The organism is Streptomyces sp. HUAS ZL42, assembly GCF_040782645.1.
GTDB lineage: Bacteria > Actinomycetota > Actinomycetes > Streptomycetales > Streptomycetaceae > Streptomyces.
In genome coordinates this window covers 5,676,946-5,691,958 of record NZ_CP160403.1, presented here as the reverse complement: position 1 = coordinate 5,691,958, position 15,013 = coordinate 5,676,946, and the positions used below count along the sequence as shown (strand labels likewise).

Sequence of the window (15,013 nt, the reverse complement as noted above, 5' to 3'; positions counted from 1 at the left end):
CCCGCCAGGGGCGTTGTCACTCGTCGTGCGGCCGGACCGCGTGCCGGGCCGTCGGGTTGGCCATGAGGCGGCGTGGGTCGGCGGCGCGGTTGATGGCGGATTCGACGGCGGCGATGCGGTCCGCGAGCAGGCCGAGGGCGGCGATCGCGCGAGTGAGCTGATCGTCCTCCGGGCCGCCGAGCGTCTGGGTGCGGACGTAGGCGTTCTTGATGTCCGCCCAGCGGGCGGCCTGCTCGGGTGTGAGCGTGCCGCGCAGTTCGGCCAGCTTCAGCAGATTGGCCTCCGCGCCCGTGGTCAGCGTCTGAGCCTCGGCCGTGTAGTGGTCGTCGATCACGGCGGACAGTTCGGCGTCGTTCATGACCGGCTGGATACGCTGGGCGATCTTGTTCATGTTGCGGTAGGAGCCCTGGAGCTGGAAGGGCGGCTCTGTGCGTGTGGTGTCGGACTGGGCCGCCGAGGCGATGTAGGCGCTGTTCACGGCGAGGACCGTGTCGCGGGCCGTGAGCAGGTGGCGCAGTACGGCCAGGATGCCCTCCAGTTCGGCAGGGGCGTAGGGGTGGGTGAGCCGGTCGGCGCGGGCCGTGGTGTCGCCCTGGGCGAGCCGGACGAGGAGGTCGAGGTCGGCGCGGTCGCGGCCGGCGAGCGGGGCGAGGACCGGGTTCGCGGTGAGGGCGTTCTCCATGAAGCTGAGCGCGAAGGCGTCCTGCTTGCCGGTGAGGACGTCGCCGAGGTTCCAGACGTCGGCGCGGTTGGCGAGCATGTCGGGGATGCGGAAGCGGGCGCCGGACTCGGTGTAGGGGTTGCCGGCCATGCACACGGCGAAGCGCTTGCCGCGCAGGTCGTGGGTGCGGGGCTCGCCGTTCCGGACGCCCTCGATGCGGCGGGTGGCGTCGCACAGCGGGATGAACTTCTGCAGCAGTTCGGGCGAGGTGTGCTGGATGTCGTCCAGGTACAGGAGGGTGTTGTTGCCCGCCTCCAGCGCGAAGTTGATCTTCTCGATCTCCTGGCGGGCCGTCGCGTTCGGGGCCTCGGCCGGGTCGAGCGAGGTGACGGTGTGGCCGAGGGCCGGGCCGTTGACCTTGACGAGGATGAGGCCGAGGCGGTCGGCGACGTACTCCATGAGGGTCGTCTTGCCGTAGCCGGGCGGGGAGATGAGCAGCAGGAGGCCGCCGGTGTCGGTGCGCTTGGACTCGCCGGTGGTGCCGAGCTGCTTGGCGAGGCTGTCGCCGATCAGTGGGAGGTAGACCTCGTCGATGAGTCTGCTGCGGACGAACGCGGACATCACCCGCGGCCGGTACTCGTCCAGGTGGAGCCGCGCCTGTTCGGCGGCCACAAGCTCTGTACGGCGACGCTGGAAGGCGCGGTGGCCGGGTACGTCGTGCGTGCGGAACGCGTGGGTGCGGGCCAGGAACTCGTCGATGCGGAGGGGCAGGGACCGGTCGGTGATACGGGGGTGGGCGCCGAGCAGTCCTCCGACCGTCTCGGTCAACGGCGCGTCGGAGACGTGGCGGGCCAGGTCGGGGCAGAGTTCGGCGGCCACTGCCTCGGCCAGGTCGCCGGGGGTGACCTCCATGCCGGTGGAGGTGGTGTACGAGGAGAGCCACGCCTCGACGAGCTGCTTGCGCGCGTCCAGGTCGCCGAGTACGGCGAGGTCCTCGTCGTAGGCCGAGGTGCCGACCGTGTGGTGGAACTTGTCGAGCAGGGTGCGGGCACTCGCGCTGATGACGAAGCCGTCGGGGCCGCTCGTCAGCTCCTCGAAGAGGTAGGCGGCCGCCGCTTCCGTGCCGATCGCCTCCGCCAGTTCCTGCCGCAGCTTCTCGATCGCGGGCGCCAGGCCGAAGGTGTCCCGGGCGCGGGCCAGCGAGACCGCGCGCCGCTGCCAGTCCTGCCGGGCCTCGGCGGTCGTGCCGTGGGCCCAGAACAGTTGGGCGGTGGCGCGGGCCGCCGGCTCGTGGCGCAGTGGTCCCGCGTCCTCGTACAGCCGCAGGAGCGTGGTGAGGATCAGGGCGGCGTCGTGGTCGTGGACACCGCGCTCGTATCCCTCGTCGTAGGCGGCTTCCGCGGCCTGCCGTGCGAGGGCGGGCAGGTCGGCGTCCGTGAGTGCCGCCGGGCCGTGCTCGTCCAGCAGCCGGGCGGCGAGGTGTTCCGCACGGTAGACCTGCGGGGACTCCGACGGCAGGGCCCGGTCCCAGTACGGGCGGGTCGCGGCGAAGCCGGGGTCGGTCACCGGGGAGCGGTGGTCGGTGCCGGTGACGGCGAAGGCGAGGCCGTCGCCGTGCGGGACGAGGGTGAGGTCGAGGGGCTGGGTGTTGACGGCGAAGCGGTGGGTGCCGAGGCGGAGGGTGCGGCCGTCGTCGGTGTACAGGTCGGTGCGGTCGCGCAGGGACCGGAGGGCCTCCTGGCGGGCTGCCTTGAGGCGGCCGTCGAGTTCCTCCGCCCTGACCTGGTCACCGAGTTCGCGCAGTTCCCCTGCGATGCGGCGGACCTTGGCCACGAGGGGGTCGGAGGTGAAGTACGTGGTGACGGCGTCCGCGTCGGCGAGCGTGCCTTGGCGGCGGGCGACGGTCCGCAGGACCCGGGACGCCGACTCGGTGAGGCGTTCGGCCCGGCGGGCGCGGGCGTCGGCGAGGGTCTGCTTCCGGGCGGAGAACGCCTCGTGGACCTCGTCACGCTTGTCCGCCAGCTCGCCGAGGAAGTCGTCGAACTCCGCGAACCGGGACTCCAAGCCCTCCACCTGCACGAGCATGCGGGCGAGCTGCTCGTCGCACGCCTCGGGGCTGTCCGCGACGGCCAGCGCGCCGATGACGGCCTGGCCCAGCAGCGCGAACTCGGCGGCGAACTCCGCCCGTCCCTCACGGTCCAGGAGCGCGCGGCGGCGGCCGTCGAGTGTGGCGCGAGCCCGGTTGACGCCGCCGAGGACCCCCGCGATCCGCTCCAGGACGGACGTACGGACGGTGGCGTCGCCGATGTCGAGACCGGTGACGACGTCGGTGACCGTGCGCAGTCCGTGGGCGAGTTCGTCGAGGCGGGCGACGACGGGTGCGGCCTCGGCGACGGTGGTGATCGCCTCGGCGTCGGCCACCAGCCGCTCGATGTCGGCCTGGTGGCCGGCGAAGGCGTCCTCCCGGGCGAGGTGGGCGACGGCCCGCTGCCCGAAGGAGGCGAGGTCGGCCTCGGCGGCGGCGGCGAGTTCATCGATGCGGACGGTGTCGGCGTACCGCATGTCCTTGAGGGTGAGGAGGTGGCCCTGGGCTTGCCGGAGTTCGGTCAGTCCGGTGACCCAGGCGGCGGCGCTGCGCGGGGCTTCGCCCCGCAGGCGCCGTACGACTGCGGCGACCCGCGCCGCCGCCTCCGCCAGCGCCTCGGCGGCCTGCCGGTTGAGGGCATGGACGGTCTCGAACTCGGCCAGGACCTGCTCGGCGGTGGCGCGGACCTGCGTGAGCGGCGCGTACAGATCGCCGAGTTCGGGCTCGCCCAGCCAGTGGTAGGAGTCCGCCGCCCGGACGCACGCGGCGGCCAGCGCCTCGTACACCTCACTTGTCGGAGTGGTCTCGGTGACGGCCCGCGTGATGGACAGGCAGTCGGAGATGCCGCGCACGAGGTCCGCGTTGCCGACGCGGGCCAGCGGGCCGGTGCCGAGGGGCTGGGCGGCGGCGTGGGTGTCGGAGACGTACGGGGAGTGCCACAGCTGGACGGGGTGCACGCGCTGCGGCTCGTCGCTGTCGGCGCGCAGGACGACGAGCGCGCCGTCGTCGAACAGGGCCCAGCCGTGGCAGGACAGCGGGGTGGCGACCTCTTTGCGGATCATGTTGTACGGCAGGAGCAGGCTGCGTCCCTCCACGCGTGCGTGGAAAGCGAACAGCACGTCCTCGCCGTTGGGCGAGCGGACCACACGCTGGAACTCGAGGCTGTTGGTGTCGACACCGTCGAACGTCTTGTGCGTGCCGGTGGCCAGGCAGTAACCGCCGGGGAAGACGATGCCCTGGTCCTCGGGCAGCCGGCGGCACGCCTGACCGATGCCGTCCAGGCGGACCACCGACTTGGTGAGCGTGTTGAACACCAGGTGGCGGTCGGCGTCCTCCTGGTAGGGGCGGACGCGGAGCAGGATCAGGGCGCCGACGCGCGCGTACGCGATGTGCGCGTCGGCGAGGGACTGCAGCGGCGCGTCGACGGGCTCGGCGTAGACGCCCTGTCCGGTCTCGGTGTTGTTCTCGACCTTGACGGTGAGGGTGCCGCCGACGGTCTCCACGAAGACCTCGCCCTCGATGGAGACGTGCGGGTGGCGGCCGAGGACATGGTCCTCGCGGGACGTCGGCGTCCACTCGAAGTCGTGGGAGGGCGGGAAGACGTGGTCGCGGTCGCCGCGCGCGTCCAGGAAGGACACCTGGCCGTCGTCGGTCACGGCCCAGCGCAGGACGCGGATGTCTCCGGCCTTCTCGCCGGTCTGGAAGACGGCCAGCAACTTGCCGTCGACGCGGCGGAGCTGGAGGAGGTGGGCCTGCCGGTAGTAGCGGTAGAGGGCGGCGAACTCACGGACGAAGGCGGCGTCGTCCAGCAGGCCGGGCACGGCGTCGTCGGGCAGCCGGTTCAGGTCGCGGTCGTGCAACGCGAAGACGTCGCCGACGGTCGTCCCGGGTTTGAGGCCGAGGAAGACGTTGTGGCCGAAGAGCAGGATGCCGCCGACCGAGACGATGTCCCGGGGTACGCAGCTGTGCTCGGTGCGCAGCCGCTCGGTGCCGGCGAGTTCGAGCCGTGTGGAGCCGAACTCCTCGGTTCGGCGGGCGTTGAGCGTCTCGGCTCGGCGGGCGAGTTCGGCGGCCTGCGCGGTGAGGCGGTCGCGCAGCACCTCGTACGTGCCGGTGTCCAGGCCGGTGGTCATGGGTCCCTCTCAGGAAGTCGGGGGAAAAGAGCGCGGTCCGCAGCCGCCGTCCCCTGTGCGGCGGCTGCGGACCGCGGGTCTGTCAGGCCTGCGCGCTGCCGTTGAGCGCGGCCAGTGAGGTGTCGGCCAGGCCCAGCTCGCCCGCCTTGTCCAGCAGTTGCCTCAGCTGCCCGGCGTCGGCGGCACCGGTGTTCATCAGCTTCATCAGCAGCGCGGAGACGGTCAGGTTCTGCACGTCGGCCGTGGAGACCGAGCCGAGGGCGCGGCTCAGGTCGTCGGTGAAGCTGGAGGTGCCGTCCAGCCAGGGCCGGGCGAGTGCCTGCGCGGTCTCGGAGTGCTGGACGAACCCGTCGACGCCCTTGCCGAGCGCGATCGAGGAGACCAGGCGGTCGAAGAAGACCGACTCCCCGCCGACGATGTTGATGTCGGCGTTCTCCAGACCGGTGGCGAGGACCGTGGCCTGTGCCTCGGCGACGTGCTTCTGCATGTCGAGTCCGGCCAGCCGGATGTCCTTCTCGGCCTGCAGCCGCAGCCGGTACTCCTCGTGGCCGCGGGATGCCTCGTCGAGCGCGGCCATCGCCACGGCCTTCTGGCTGAGCCCCTCCGCCTCTGCCTTGAGCTTCTCGGAGATGGCCGTGGCCTCGGCCAGCGCCTTGGCGCGGGCGCCCTCCGCCTCGGCGCGGAGTCGGGCCTCGGTGGCCTCGGCTTCGGCACGGCCGGCCTTCTCGACGACCTCGGCCTCCTTGTCCCGGACCTGCACGGCCGCGAGCCCCTCGGCAGCGGCCTCGGCCTGGACACCCTGCGCCAGCCGCAGCTTGGCCTGCGCGTCGAGGTCGGCCGTCTTCAACCGTGCCTCGGCCAGGGTGAGTTCCTCTGCGGCGTGGTGGGTGGCGGCCTGCTCGGCGGCCTCCGCGGCCTTGATGTCCTTGACCAGCTTCTCCTGGGCCTCCGCCTCGGCGGCGATGATCACGGCCTGCCGCTGCCGCTCGGCCTCCTCGACAGCGCGCAGCTTCTTGATGGCCTCCTCCTGCTCGGCGACCGTCCGGTCCACGGCGATCCGCTCCCGGATGACCTCGGCGATCTCCCGCTTCTCAGCCTCGACCTCCTTCGAAGCGGCGATCTGCGTCAGCTGGGTCTCCCGCTCCCGCGCGATGACCTCGAGGAGGCGGTCCTTCTCGATGCGCTCGTTCTCGATCGCGATGACCCGCTCGCGGTTCTTCTGCGCGACGGCGACCTCGCGGGCCTGGTTCTCCCGCTGCACCCCGAGCTGCTCCTCGGTCTTGAGGAACGCGGACTGCGCGCGCAGCCGCTCCTCCTCCACCACCCGCGCCGTCTCCGCCTCCTCGCGCGCCCGTACGGTCTCGATCTCCCGGCGCTGCTTGATCTCGGCGTCCGCCTGGCGGCGCTCCAGCTCCAGGATGGCCTCGCGGGCGTCGACGTTCTGCCGGGTGATCTCCTTCTCCTCGGTGCGCTGGGCCTCGTTGGTGCGCACGTGCTCCACCGCCGTCAGCTCTGTGATCTTCCTGATGCCCTGCGCGTCGAGGACGTTCGCCGGGTCCAGCTGCGTCAGCGGCGTCTGCTCCAGGTAGTCGATCGCCGCGTCCTCCAGGTGGTAGCCGTTGAGGTCGACGCCGATCAACTCGATGATCTGGTACCGCAGTTCCTCGCGCTTGGTGTAGAGGTCGGTGAAGTCCATCTGCTTGCCGACGGTCTTCAGCGCCTCGGAGAACTTCGCGTGGAAGAGTTCCTGCAGCGTCCTCTGGTCGCTGGCCCGTGCCGTGCCGACCGCCTGGGCGACCTTGATGACGTCCGCGACGGTCTTGTTGACCTTCACGAAGAACGAGATCCGGATGTCGGCCCGGATGTTGTCCCGGCAGATCAGCCCGTCCTTGCCGGCCCGGGTGATCTCGATCGTCTTCACCGAGATGTCCATCACCTCGGCCTTGTGCAGCACCGGCAGCACCACCTGCCCGGTGAAGGTCACGTCGACCCTCCGCAGTTTGGAGACGATCAGCGCCTTGCCCTGCTCCACCTTGCGGAACAGGCGGGAGAGGACGAACAGTGCGGCTGTCGCGACGAGCAGGCAGGCGGCGATGAGCACGCCGAAGCCCACGGTGATGGCGTCCATACGAAGTCCTTGAAGTCTGCGAGGAGTTGACGCCTCGACGGGAGGCGAGACGGCCCGCTCGGCTGCGGGCGGGCGAGATGCGCGTGAGAGCTCGGGCGGCGCGGTGGGACCTGTGGGCGGCTCAGCCGCCGGCGCCGGGACTGCCGGGGTCGTACGGCGCGCTGCCCGGCGCGGCCTGCCGGTGCGGCCCGGGCCGGCTCGGGAACAGCCGGACGAGAGGGGCAGCGCACCTTCGTGTCACCGGCCAGGCTGTCAGTGCGGACAGGGAGAGCAGCGCGACCCTGGCCGCGGCATCACCGGGACCTGACAAGCGTGCCAGGTCCATCAGCACCGTTCCCGTGAGGCTGACGAGCCAGGCGCTCGTGACCACCACGGATCCCGCGACGGCGACCGGCATCCCGCCGAGAGAGCCGACCAACGAGGGGGCGTCGACGTCGAAGTCGCGCACACCGGCGCGGCCCAGCAGGACCAGCAGCCAGAAACCGAGCACGACCACCAGGGCCGAAGTGAAGGTGACGGTGGGGAACCGCGCGGCGGCGCCGACGACCTGTCCCATGTCCTCGCCCCCCGAACCGAGTTCTCGAATGCCCTGTCTCTTCCCCCGCCATCTTGAACCGGTCATGCTCTCGGACGCATTGCCGTGCCCCGGCAGTCTTGACGCCTGCTTGATGCCGGGCGGCGACACATCGCTGCGGGTACCGGACCATGGTTCGGCATGATCAGTTCCGGTCGCGACGGCTCGCTCCCGGCCCCCGTGGCCTGCCCCGGATCTGCCAGTCTTGTTCAGCCTGCAACGCAAAACGCGCCGGCAGAACGCCAAGGACACGGGAGGACGCGTGACAGGGCGGGAGGTTCCCGACGAGTATCTGGAGGGGTATGCCCAGATACTGACCGAGGTGTGTGCGACGGGTCGCCGCCTCACCCGGGACGAGTTGGAGTTCCTGCGGACGCGGGGGGAACGCGCCGCCGAGGCCGGCTTCGGGCTGCGGGCCGTCGTTCGCCGGCACCTGGCCACGGCCCGGGGCATCTGGCCGGTCCTCTCCGCCGCCGCGGGTGATCGCGCGCTCGCCGCCGTCGAGCAGGCGATCGACGCCTTCGCCGAAGGCCACGAGCGAGCACAGCAACTCGCCGTACGGCAGGAGGAGGCGGTGCGCCGGGAATTCATCGACGACCTGCTCTACGGCCGCAGCGATCTGGGCCGCCTGTCCGAACGGGCCGAACGTTTCGGGCTGCTGCTCTCGCGTGCCCACGCCGTCGCCGTCGCTCAGGGTGGCAGGCCGGTCGAGGAGACCGATCCGGCCACGCGGCAGGTGGAGAGTGCCGTGGTGGGCCGGTTCGGCGAGCGGCGCATTCTGCTCACCACCAAGGACGGCCGGCTGATCTGCATCGCGCCAGGGGATCAGGACGACGTGCTGGCGTTCTTCGCCAAGCAGGCGTACGCCGCCACCGAGGGCGGCCAAGTCGCCATCGGGCGCCCGCACCCGGGTGCGGGCGGAGTCGTCCACTCCTACGAAGAGGCCCTCAACGCCCTCGACCTGGCGGCTCGGCTGCAGATCCACGAACCGGTGCTGCGCTCGGCCGACCTTCTCGTCTACCCGGTCCTGACCCGTGACCGGCAGGCCATGGCCGACCTCGTCAGCAACACCCTCGGCCCGCTGCAGAGCGCACGCGGCGGCGCCCGCCCCCTCGTCGAGACGCTCACGGCGTACTTCGACTCCGGCTGCGTCGCCGCCGAGGCGGCCCGGCGCCTGAACCTGAGCGTGCGGGCCTTCACCTACCGTCTGGACCGCATTCACAAGCTCACCGGCGCCGACCCGGGCGATCCCGTCAACCGCTACACCCTGCAGACGGCGGTGATCGGGGCCAGGCTCCTCGGGTGGCCCGAGGACGAGGTGTGACGGCCGGCAGCCCGCTGGGCGAGGTCCGGCCCGCCCGGGTGCGTCAGCCGAGCGCGAAGTAGCGCAGCCACACGTAGCCGAGCGCGAGGGCCACGGTGACGCCCGTGACGACCATGCCGTACTTGGTGAACTGCCAGAAGGAGATGGGCTGGCGGTTGCGTTCGGCGATGCCGAGCACGACGACGTTGGCGCTGGCGCCGATGGCGGTGGCGTTGCCGCCCAGGTCGGCGCCGAGGGCGAGGGCCCACCACATGACGTGGTCGCTGTCGCCGCCCATGTTGTGGACGAGGTCGCTGGTGATGGGGGCCATCGTGGCGACGTAGGGGATGTTGTCGACGATGCCGGACAGGACCGCGGAGGCGCTCAGCAGGGTCATGGAGCCGCCGAGCTCGTTGTCGCCGATCGCGTCGGCCAGGCCCTTGGAGATCTCGCCGATCACACCGGTCTCGATCAGGCCGCCGATCATGATGAAGAGGCCGGCGAAGAAGGCCAGAGTGGGCCACTCCACCTCTTGCAGGACCTCGCGGGTCTCGGCCGTGGAGACGGCGATGAGCAGCCCGGCGCCGAGCAGGGCGACGACGCTGGGCTCGTAGTGCAGCACCGGGTGGAGGACGAAGCCCGCGACCACCAGCGCCAGGACGACCAGGCCCTGGACGAGCAGCCGCGGGTCCTTGATCGCCTCGCGTTCCTCCAGCGCCATGATCTCGGCGGCCCGGTCATCGTCGTACACGAAGGACTTGCGGAACATCACCCGGCACAGCGCGAGCAGGGCGATCACCAGGACCAGCACGATCGGTGCCAGGTGGACCAGGAAGGCGTTGAAGGTCAGCCCGGCCCGGCTGGCGATGATGATGTTCGGCGGGTCACCGACCAGGGTCGCCGTGCCACCGATGTTCGACGCCATGACCTCGGCGATCAGGAACGGGGCGACGGGCAGGGCGAGCCGCTCGCAGACCAGCAGCGTGACCGGCGCGATGAGCAGCACCGTGGTGACGTTGTCCAGCAGGGCCGAGGCCACCGCCGTGATCACGACCAGCATGGCCATCACCCGGAACGGCTTCGCCCTGGCCCGCTTCACCGACCAGATCGCCAGGTACTCGAACATGCCGGTCTTCTTCAGCACGCCGACGATCATCATCATGCCCATGAGCAGGAAGATGACGTTCCAGTCGACGCCGCTGTGCTCGGAGTAGAACGCCGACTTGTCGTCGGTCGCGCCGATCGCCAGCATCAGACCCGCGCCACCGAGCGCGACGGCCACGCGGTGGATCTTCTCGCTGATGATCAGGGCGTACGCGCCGACGAAGACGACGACCGCCGCCCAGCTCTGCCAGTCGTTCACGGTCCTCCGAGAAGTCGTTCCATCAGACGGGCGGCCGTGACGGCACCCGTGAGCAGGGTCCGGTGGCCGTCGCGTTCGACGACGGCCACCAACGGAGCGTGGGTGCGGGCCATGAGGGCCGCGATGTGCGTGACGCTCGCGACCGGCCCGACCGTCGGCGGCCGGACGCGGTGTTCGAGGCCCTGGCCGCCGAATCCGGCGGCGAAAACGAGGTCCGCCGGTGCGGACGTGGGCAGGAGCCGTCCCCTGCTCCGCGGTGTGGACACCGCGGAGCAGGACTGTCCGTCGTGGTCGACGACCTCACGCGCCGACACGGTCGGCCTCCTCGGTGGTTCGGGGCGTTTCGTCGGCTCCGGGCACACCGGCGAGGTCCTCGACACGGAACATGCGAGCGATCGGTACGTCGGTGGAGCTGTGCGCGATGATCGACAAGGCGATGCAGACCGCGATGAGGGTGAACGCCCCCTCGGCCTGCGGGATGCCGGACTGCAGCACGAGCAGGCCGTAGACCACCGAGGCGAAGCCCTTCGGGCCGAACCAGGCCGCCACCAGCTTCTCCTTGCGGGAGATCGTCGTGCCGAGCAACGAGAGCAGCAACGAGGCGGGGCGGATGAGGACGATGGCGAGAACCACCGCCAGGTAGCCGCCGAAGGACAGATCACCGAACAGCTGCGGGGTCAGTAGCGCCCCGAACACCAGAAGCGCCGCGAACTTCGCCAGCTCCGCCAACGCCTCGCCGAGCGGTTCGAAGGACGTCTTCGCCTCCGGTGAGACGTGTGCCAGGGCCGCGCCCGCCGAGAAGGCGGCGAGGTAGGGGTTGGCATGGGTGAGGTGGCAGGTCGCGTACAGGATGATCCCGGTGGCCAGCGGCAGCAGCGGCTGCAGTTTCGGCTCCGCGCCCAGCAGCCGGAAGCGTACGAGACCGTTGACCAGCAGGGGCAGTACGACGCCGAAGACCAGGCCGAGCAGCAGCTCGAGCGCGATCCTGCCCGGCGATGCCTCCGCGCTGTGTGCGGTCGGTCCGGCGGCCGCGATCAGCATCAGGACCACAGGCAGGGCGAGCCCGTCGTTGATGCCGCTCTCCACGTTCAGCAGTTGCCGCAGCTTGGCAGGGACTTCGGCGCGCCCGACGATCGCCGACGCGAACACCGGGTCGGTCGGCGCGAGGACCGCTCCGACCAGGAAGGACGTCGTCCAGTCCAGGCCCACCAGGTAATGGGTGACCAGGGCCATGAAGACGAACGCGAGCGGCATGCCCAGGCCAAGGGCGCGAGCCGGGTTCTTCCAGTTGGCGCGCAGCTTGGGCAGGGACACGTGCATGCCGTCGGTGAACAGCACCGCGAACAGCGCCAGGTCGGCTGTGACGGACACGATCTCGCTGTCCGGCGTGATGTGGATCAGCCCGAGGAACCCGTCGCTGACCAGTGCCCCGCCGACCAGGAAGAGGAAGGACGTGGAGAGAACCGTCCGCGCCGCCAGGCCCGAAAGCAGCACCGCCACCAACAGTGCGGCACCGAACACCACCACGAGCACCATGGCGGCCACCCCCGATCGGAAGAGAGACTTGTCCCTTGCTCGCCGACCAGGCTTCCCGGCACACCAGGGGGAACCTTACCTGCCCTTGATGCGTCTCAGACAGATCGCTTACGGGCACCACGGAGCCACCGATGTTGCCGGAACCCGGCAACGCACCCCCGAGATGGCCCGCGCCCTCGTCCGCGAGGAAGGCGCAGCTCGCCACAGTCGGGCAAGGTCCACCGCCCCGAGTGGATGGCCTCAGCTGTCCGACCCTGGCCTCCGGCCAGGCGCGATGCGGTTGAGCCCCGACCGCGTCGGCGATTCGCGCGATGACCGTGCCGAGAGACGCGGCAGCGAACAGCAGCACGATCCGGGCGACATCCGGATGGCCCTGCCAGGCGGGCTCCCCGCGTGGCGCCACGGCGTAGCCGTTGAGGAACAGCCGGCACACCAGGGCGACACCGGGAGCCGCACGAAAGCGGGCGGTCAGGCCGAGCAGCACCGCCGGCCCGCACTGCGCGCCCAGCACGACGGACGAACCGGACAGACCGCCGACCGCACCGAGTACCGCCACCAGCAGGAAGCAGCCGACGAAGGCGGCCGCCCAGACGAAGGGGGTTGGCACCGGCTCCGGCACGGACCTGACGGCGGCGGTGTGCAGTTGTCCGTGCGGCTCCCTGGCCGCCCCGTACCGGCGTGGGGACCGGCTTCGCCCGTTTTCGTGGGGTGCGCCGTCGCATGAGGACGAGGCTGGGGAAGCGGGCCGCGAACCGGTCCTCCCTTGATGCGTTACTGACGCCTTTCGCGTCGACCTTGACGCAGGACTGACGTGAGCCTGCCGGCCCGGAGGCTCCGCGGCCCCTCCAGGACGGCGACGAACAGGGGGGCTAACCCCAGTGCGGAGGCAGGCCCGCCTCCCTAACGTGGGACTCCATGACGGGAATGGAGACCGGGATGGACGCGCGGGACACCGAACTCAAGAAGGAACTCAACGCCACCCTGCAGGCCCGCAGGGAGCTCGGTGAGGAGTACGAGTCCGCACTGGTCGACTCGTTCCTGGAGAAGGTTGACCAGCGCATCGACGGCGCGGTAGAGCGCCGGGTACGTCGGCAGCTGGCCGAGCAGCAGATGGTCGTGGCCCGGGGCTCCCGGTCGTCGAAGGCCACCGACTCCTGGGGCGAGCGCTTCGGCTTCGGCATCGTCTCGCTCGTGCTGGCGATCCCCCTGTCCGCGATCGGCGGCGGAGTCGCCCACCTCCCCGGCCTGCTCGTGGCCTGGGCGGGCATCGTCGGCGTCAACGCGTTCCAGGCCGCCCGCAGCAACCCGGGCCTCTTCCGCGGCCGCCGCAAGGCGTCGCGGGACGGTGAGTGGGAGGACTGACAGGTCCGCAACCACCGGGCTGCCTGCGTCCGCTGTCGTCCCCCGGAAAGAATATGCGCGGGGACCGCCGCACCCCCGTTGCCGGGGGGCGGGACGACGGCGGTCCCCGCGAGGGACGCGGGCCGGGTCAGGGCCGGGCTTGCGCGTCCGTGGCGTCCATGGAGGTCCGGGAGCCGCTCCGGAGGTCCTTGACGCCGTTCGGTTTGCCGGCCCGGGCGGGGAGCCGCTCCCGCCCTGCCGACACCCACTAATGTGCCGGACCCGTGTTAAGCGTGTGCTGCGTGGACGTGACACGCTCGTACCACTTCCGCGAAGTCCACCACTGCGGTGGGCAACCGCAAGTTCGGCGCCGTCACGGGCCGTTCACCGGACGTTTCCCGTCACTTCGCGCCCTTGGCGAGGAAGGCCAGCAGGTCCTGCCGGCTGACCACACCGGTCGGCTTGCCCTCGACGAGGACGATGGCCGCGTCCGCGGTGCCCAGCACCGACATCAGGTCCGCGACCGGTTCACCGGAGCCGACCTGCGGCAGCGGGGCCGACATGTGCTTCTCCAGCGGGTCGTCCAGGGAGGCGGTCCTGCTGAACAGGGCGTCCAGCAGCTCCCGCTCCACGACCGACCCGACGACCTCCGCCGCCATGACGTCGGGGTGACCGGCGCCCGGCTTCACGACCGGCATCTGCGAGACGCCGTACTCGCGCAGCACCTCGATGGCCTGGCCGACGGTTTCGTCCGGGTGCATGTGGACGAGGGACGGCATGGCGCCGTGCTCCTTGTCGTTGAGGACGTCGCCGACGCGCGCGCTCGGGCCCTCGTCCTCGAGGAAGCCGTAGTCGGCCATCCACTCGTCGTTGAAGATCTTGCTGAGGTAGCCGCGCCCGCTGTCCGGAAGGAGGACGACCACGACGTCGTCGGGCCCGAGCCGCTCGGCGACCCGCAGCGCCGCCACGACGGCCATCCCGCAGGAGCCGCCCACCAGCAGGCCCTCCTCCTTGGCCAGCCGGCGGGTCATCTGGAAGGAGTCCTTGTCGGACACGGCGACGATCTCGTCGGCCACGGTCCGGTCGTACGCGGTCGGCCAGAAGTCCTCACCGACACCCTCGACGAGGTACGGCCGCCCGGACCCGCCGGAGTACACGGACCCCTCGGGGTCGGCGCCGACGACCTGGACCCGCCCGTCGCTGACGTCCTTCAGGTAACGGCCGGTCCCGGAGATGGTGCCGCCGGTCCCCACGCCCGCGACGAAATGAGTGATCTTCCCCTCCGTCTGCTCCCACAGCTCGGGGCCGGTGGAGTGGTAGTGGGAGAGCGGGTTGTTGGGGTTGGAGTACTGGTCGGGCTTCCAGGCGCCCGGGGTCTCGCGGACGAGCCGGTCGGAGACGTTGTAGTAGGAGTCGGGGTGCTCGGGGTCCACGGCAGTCGGGCATACGACCACCTCGGCGCCGTAGGCGCGCAGCACGTTGATCTTGTCGGTGCTGACCTTGTCGGGGCACACGAAGATGCACTTGTACCCCTTCTGCTGAGCCACGATCGCGAGCCCGACACCGGTGTTCCCGCTGGTCGGCTCGACGATGGTGCCACCGGGCTTGAGTTCGCCGCTCTGCTCTGCCGCCTCGATCATGCGCAGGGCGATGCGGTCCTTCACGGAGCCGCCCGGGTTGAAGTACTCCACCTTGGCCAGGACGGTCGCCCGGATGCCCTTGGTCACGCTGTTGAGCCTCACCAGCGGGGTGTTGCCGACGAGGCTGATCATCGAGTCGTGGAATTGCACCGTTGTCTCCGGATGCTGCAAAGAAGTGGTCTTAGTGGTTCCGCCAGCCTATGGCCTGTCTGAGGGCCGTGGACGGTCCTTCACTCCCCGTTGGGATTG

General features: G+C 70.8%; 9 protein-coding genes. 2 read left to right on the top strand and 7 right to left on the bottom strand.

The genetic code is table 11. The features are described 5' to 3' along the window. Window positions 1–16: 16 nt before the first annotated feature. The 3 genes from ABZO29_RS26205 to ABZO29_RS26195 all read right to left on the bottom strand — a co-directional run bounded on the left by ABZO29_RS26205 (window position 17) and on the right by ABZO29_RS26195 (window position 7,563). Window positions 17–4,879: a DNA repair ATPase gene (locus tag ABZO29_RS26205; protein ID WP_367322628.1), complete on the bottom strand. Its 4,863-nt coding sequence runs from the start codon at window positions 4,877–4,879 to the stop codon at window positions 17–19. An 82-nt stretch (window positions 4,880–4,961) separates the two neighbouring features. After that, complete coding sequence (locus tag ABZO29_RS26200) at window positions 4,962–7,007, bottom strand: SPFH domain-containing protein (protein WP_367322627.1); 2,046 nt, start codon at window positions 7,005–7,007, stop codon at window positions 4,962–4,964. A gap of 121 nt (window positions 7,008–7,128) precedes the next feature. Next, window positions 7,129–7,563: a hypothetical protein gene (locus ABZO29_RS26195; RefSeq protein WP_367322626.1), complete on the bottom strand. Its 435-nt coding sequence runs from the start codon at window positions 7,561–7,563 to the stop codon at window positions 7,129–7,131. A gap of 280 nt (window positions 7,564–7,843) precedes the next feature. Here ABZO29_RS26195 and ABZO29_RS26190 point away from each other — a divergent pair, with 280 nt between their 5' ends. Beyond that, entirely contained in the window at window positions 7,844–8,905 is a 1,062-nt protein-coding gene (locus tag ABZO29_RS26190) for a PucR family transcriptional regulator (RefSeq protein ID WP_367322625.1), read from the top strand. Window positions 8,906–8,948: 43 nt separating this feature from the next. Here ABZO29_RS26190 and ABZO29_RS26185 read toward each other — a convergent pair whose 3' ends face one another. The 3 genes from ABZO29_RS26185 to ABZO29_RS26175 are packed head-to-tail and all read right to left on the bottom strand — an operon-like array spanning window position 8,949 to window position 11,783. Continuing rightward, on the bottom strand, window positions 8,949–10,247 hold the full coding sequence (locus ABZO29_RS26185) for an SLC13 family permease (protein ID WP_367322624.1): 1,299 nt from the start codon (window positions 10,245–10,247) through the stop codon (window positions 8,949–8,951). Further along, window positions 10,244–10,561 (bottom strand): hypothetical protein, encoded by a 318-nt coding sequence (locus ABZO29_RS26180; RefSeq protein ID WP_367322623.1) that lies wholly within the window; start codon window positions 10,559–10,561, stop codon window positions 10,244–10,246. Before ABZO29_RS26180 ends, ABZO29_RS26185 begins: the two co-directional genes overlap by 4 nt. Beyond that, on the bottom strand, window positions 10,548–11,783 hold the full coding sequence (locus ABZO29_RS26175; protein ID WP_367322622.1) for a cation:proton antiporter: 1,236 nt from the start codon (window positions 11,781–11,783) through the stop codon (window positions 10,548–10,550). The genes ABZO29_RS26180 and ABZO29_RS26175 overlap by 14 nt, the downstream gene beginning before the upstream one ends. Before the next feature lie 936 nt (window positions 11,784–12,719). Between ABZO29_RS26175 and ABZO29_RS26170 the strand changes: the two genes are divergently transcribed. Next, window positions 12,720–13,145 (top strand): hypothetical protein, encoded by a 426-nt coding sequence (locus tag ABZO29_RS26170; RefSeq protein WP_367326250.1) that lies wholly within the window; start codon window positions 12,720–12,722, stop codon window positions 13,143–13,145. A 380-nt stretch (window positions 13,146–13,525) separates the two neighbouring features. Here ABZO29_RS26170 and ABZO29_RS26165 read toward each other — a convergent pair whose 3' ends face one another. Continuing rightward, window positions 13,526–14,914, bottom strand: a complete 1,389-nt coding sequence (locus ABZO29_RS26165; RefSeq protein ID WP_367322621.1) for a cystathionine beta-synthase — start codon at window positions 14,912–14,914, stop codon at window positions 13,526–13,528. Window positions 14,915–15,013: the final 99 nt, after the last annotated feature.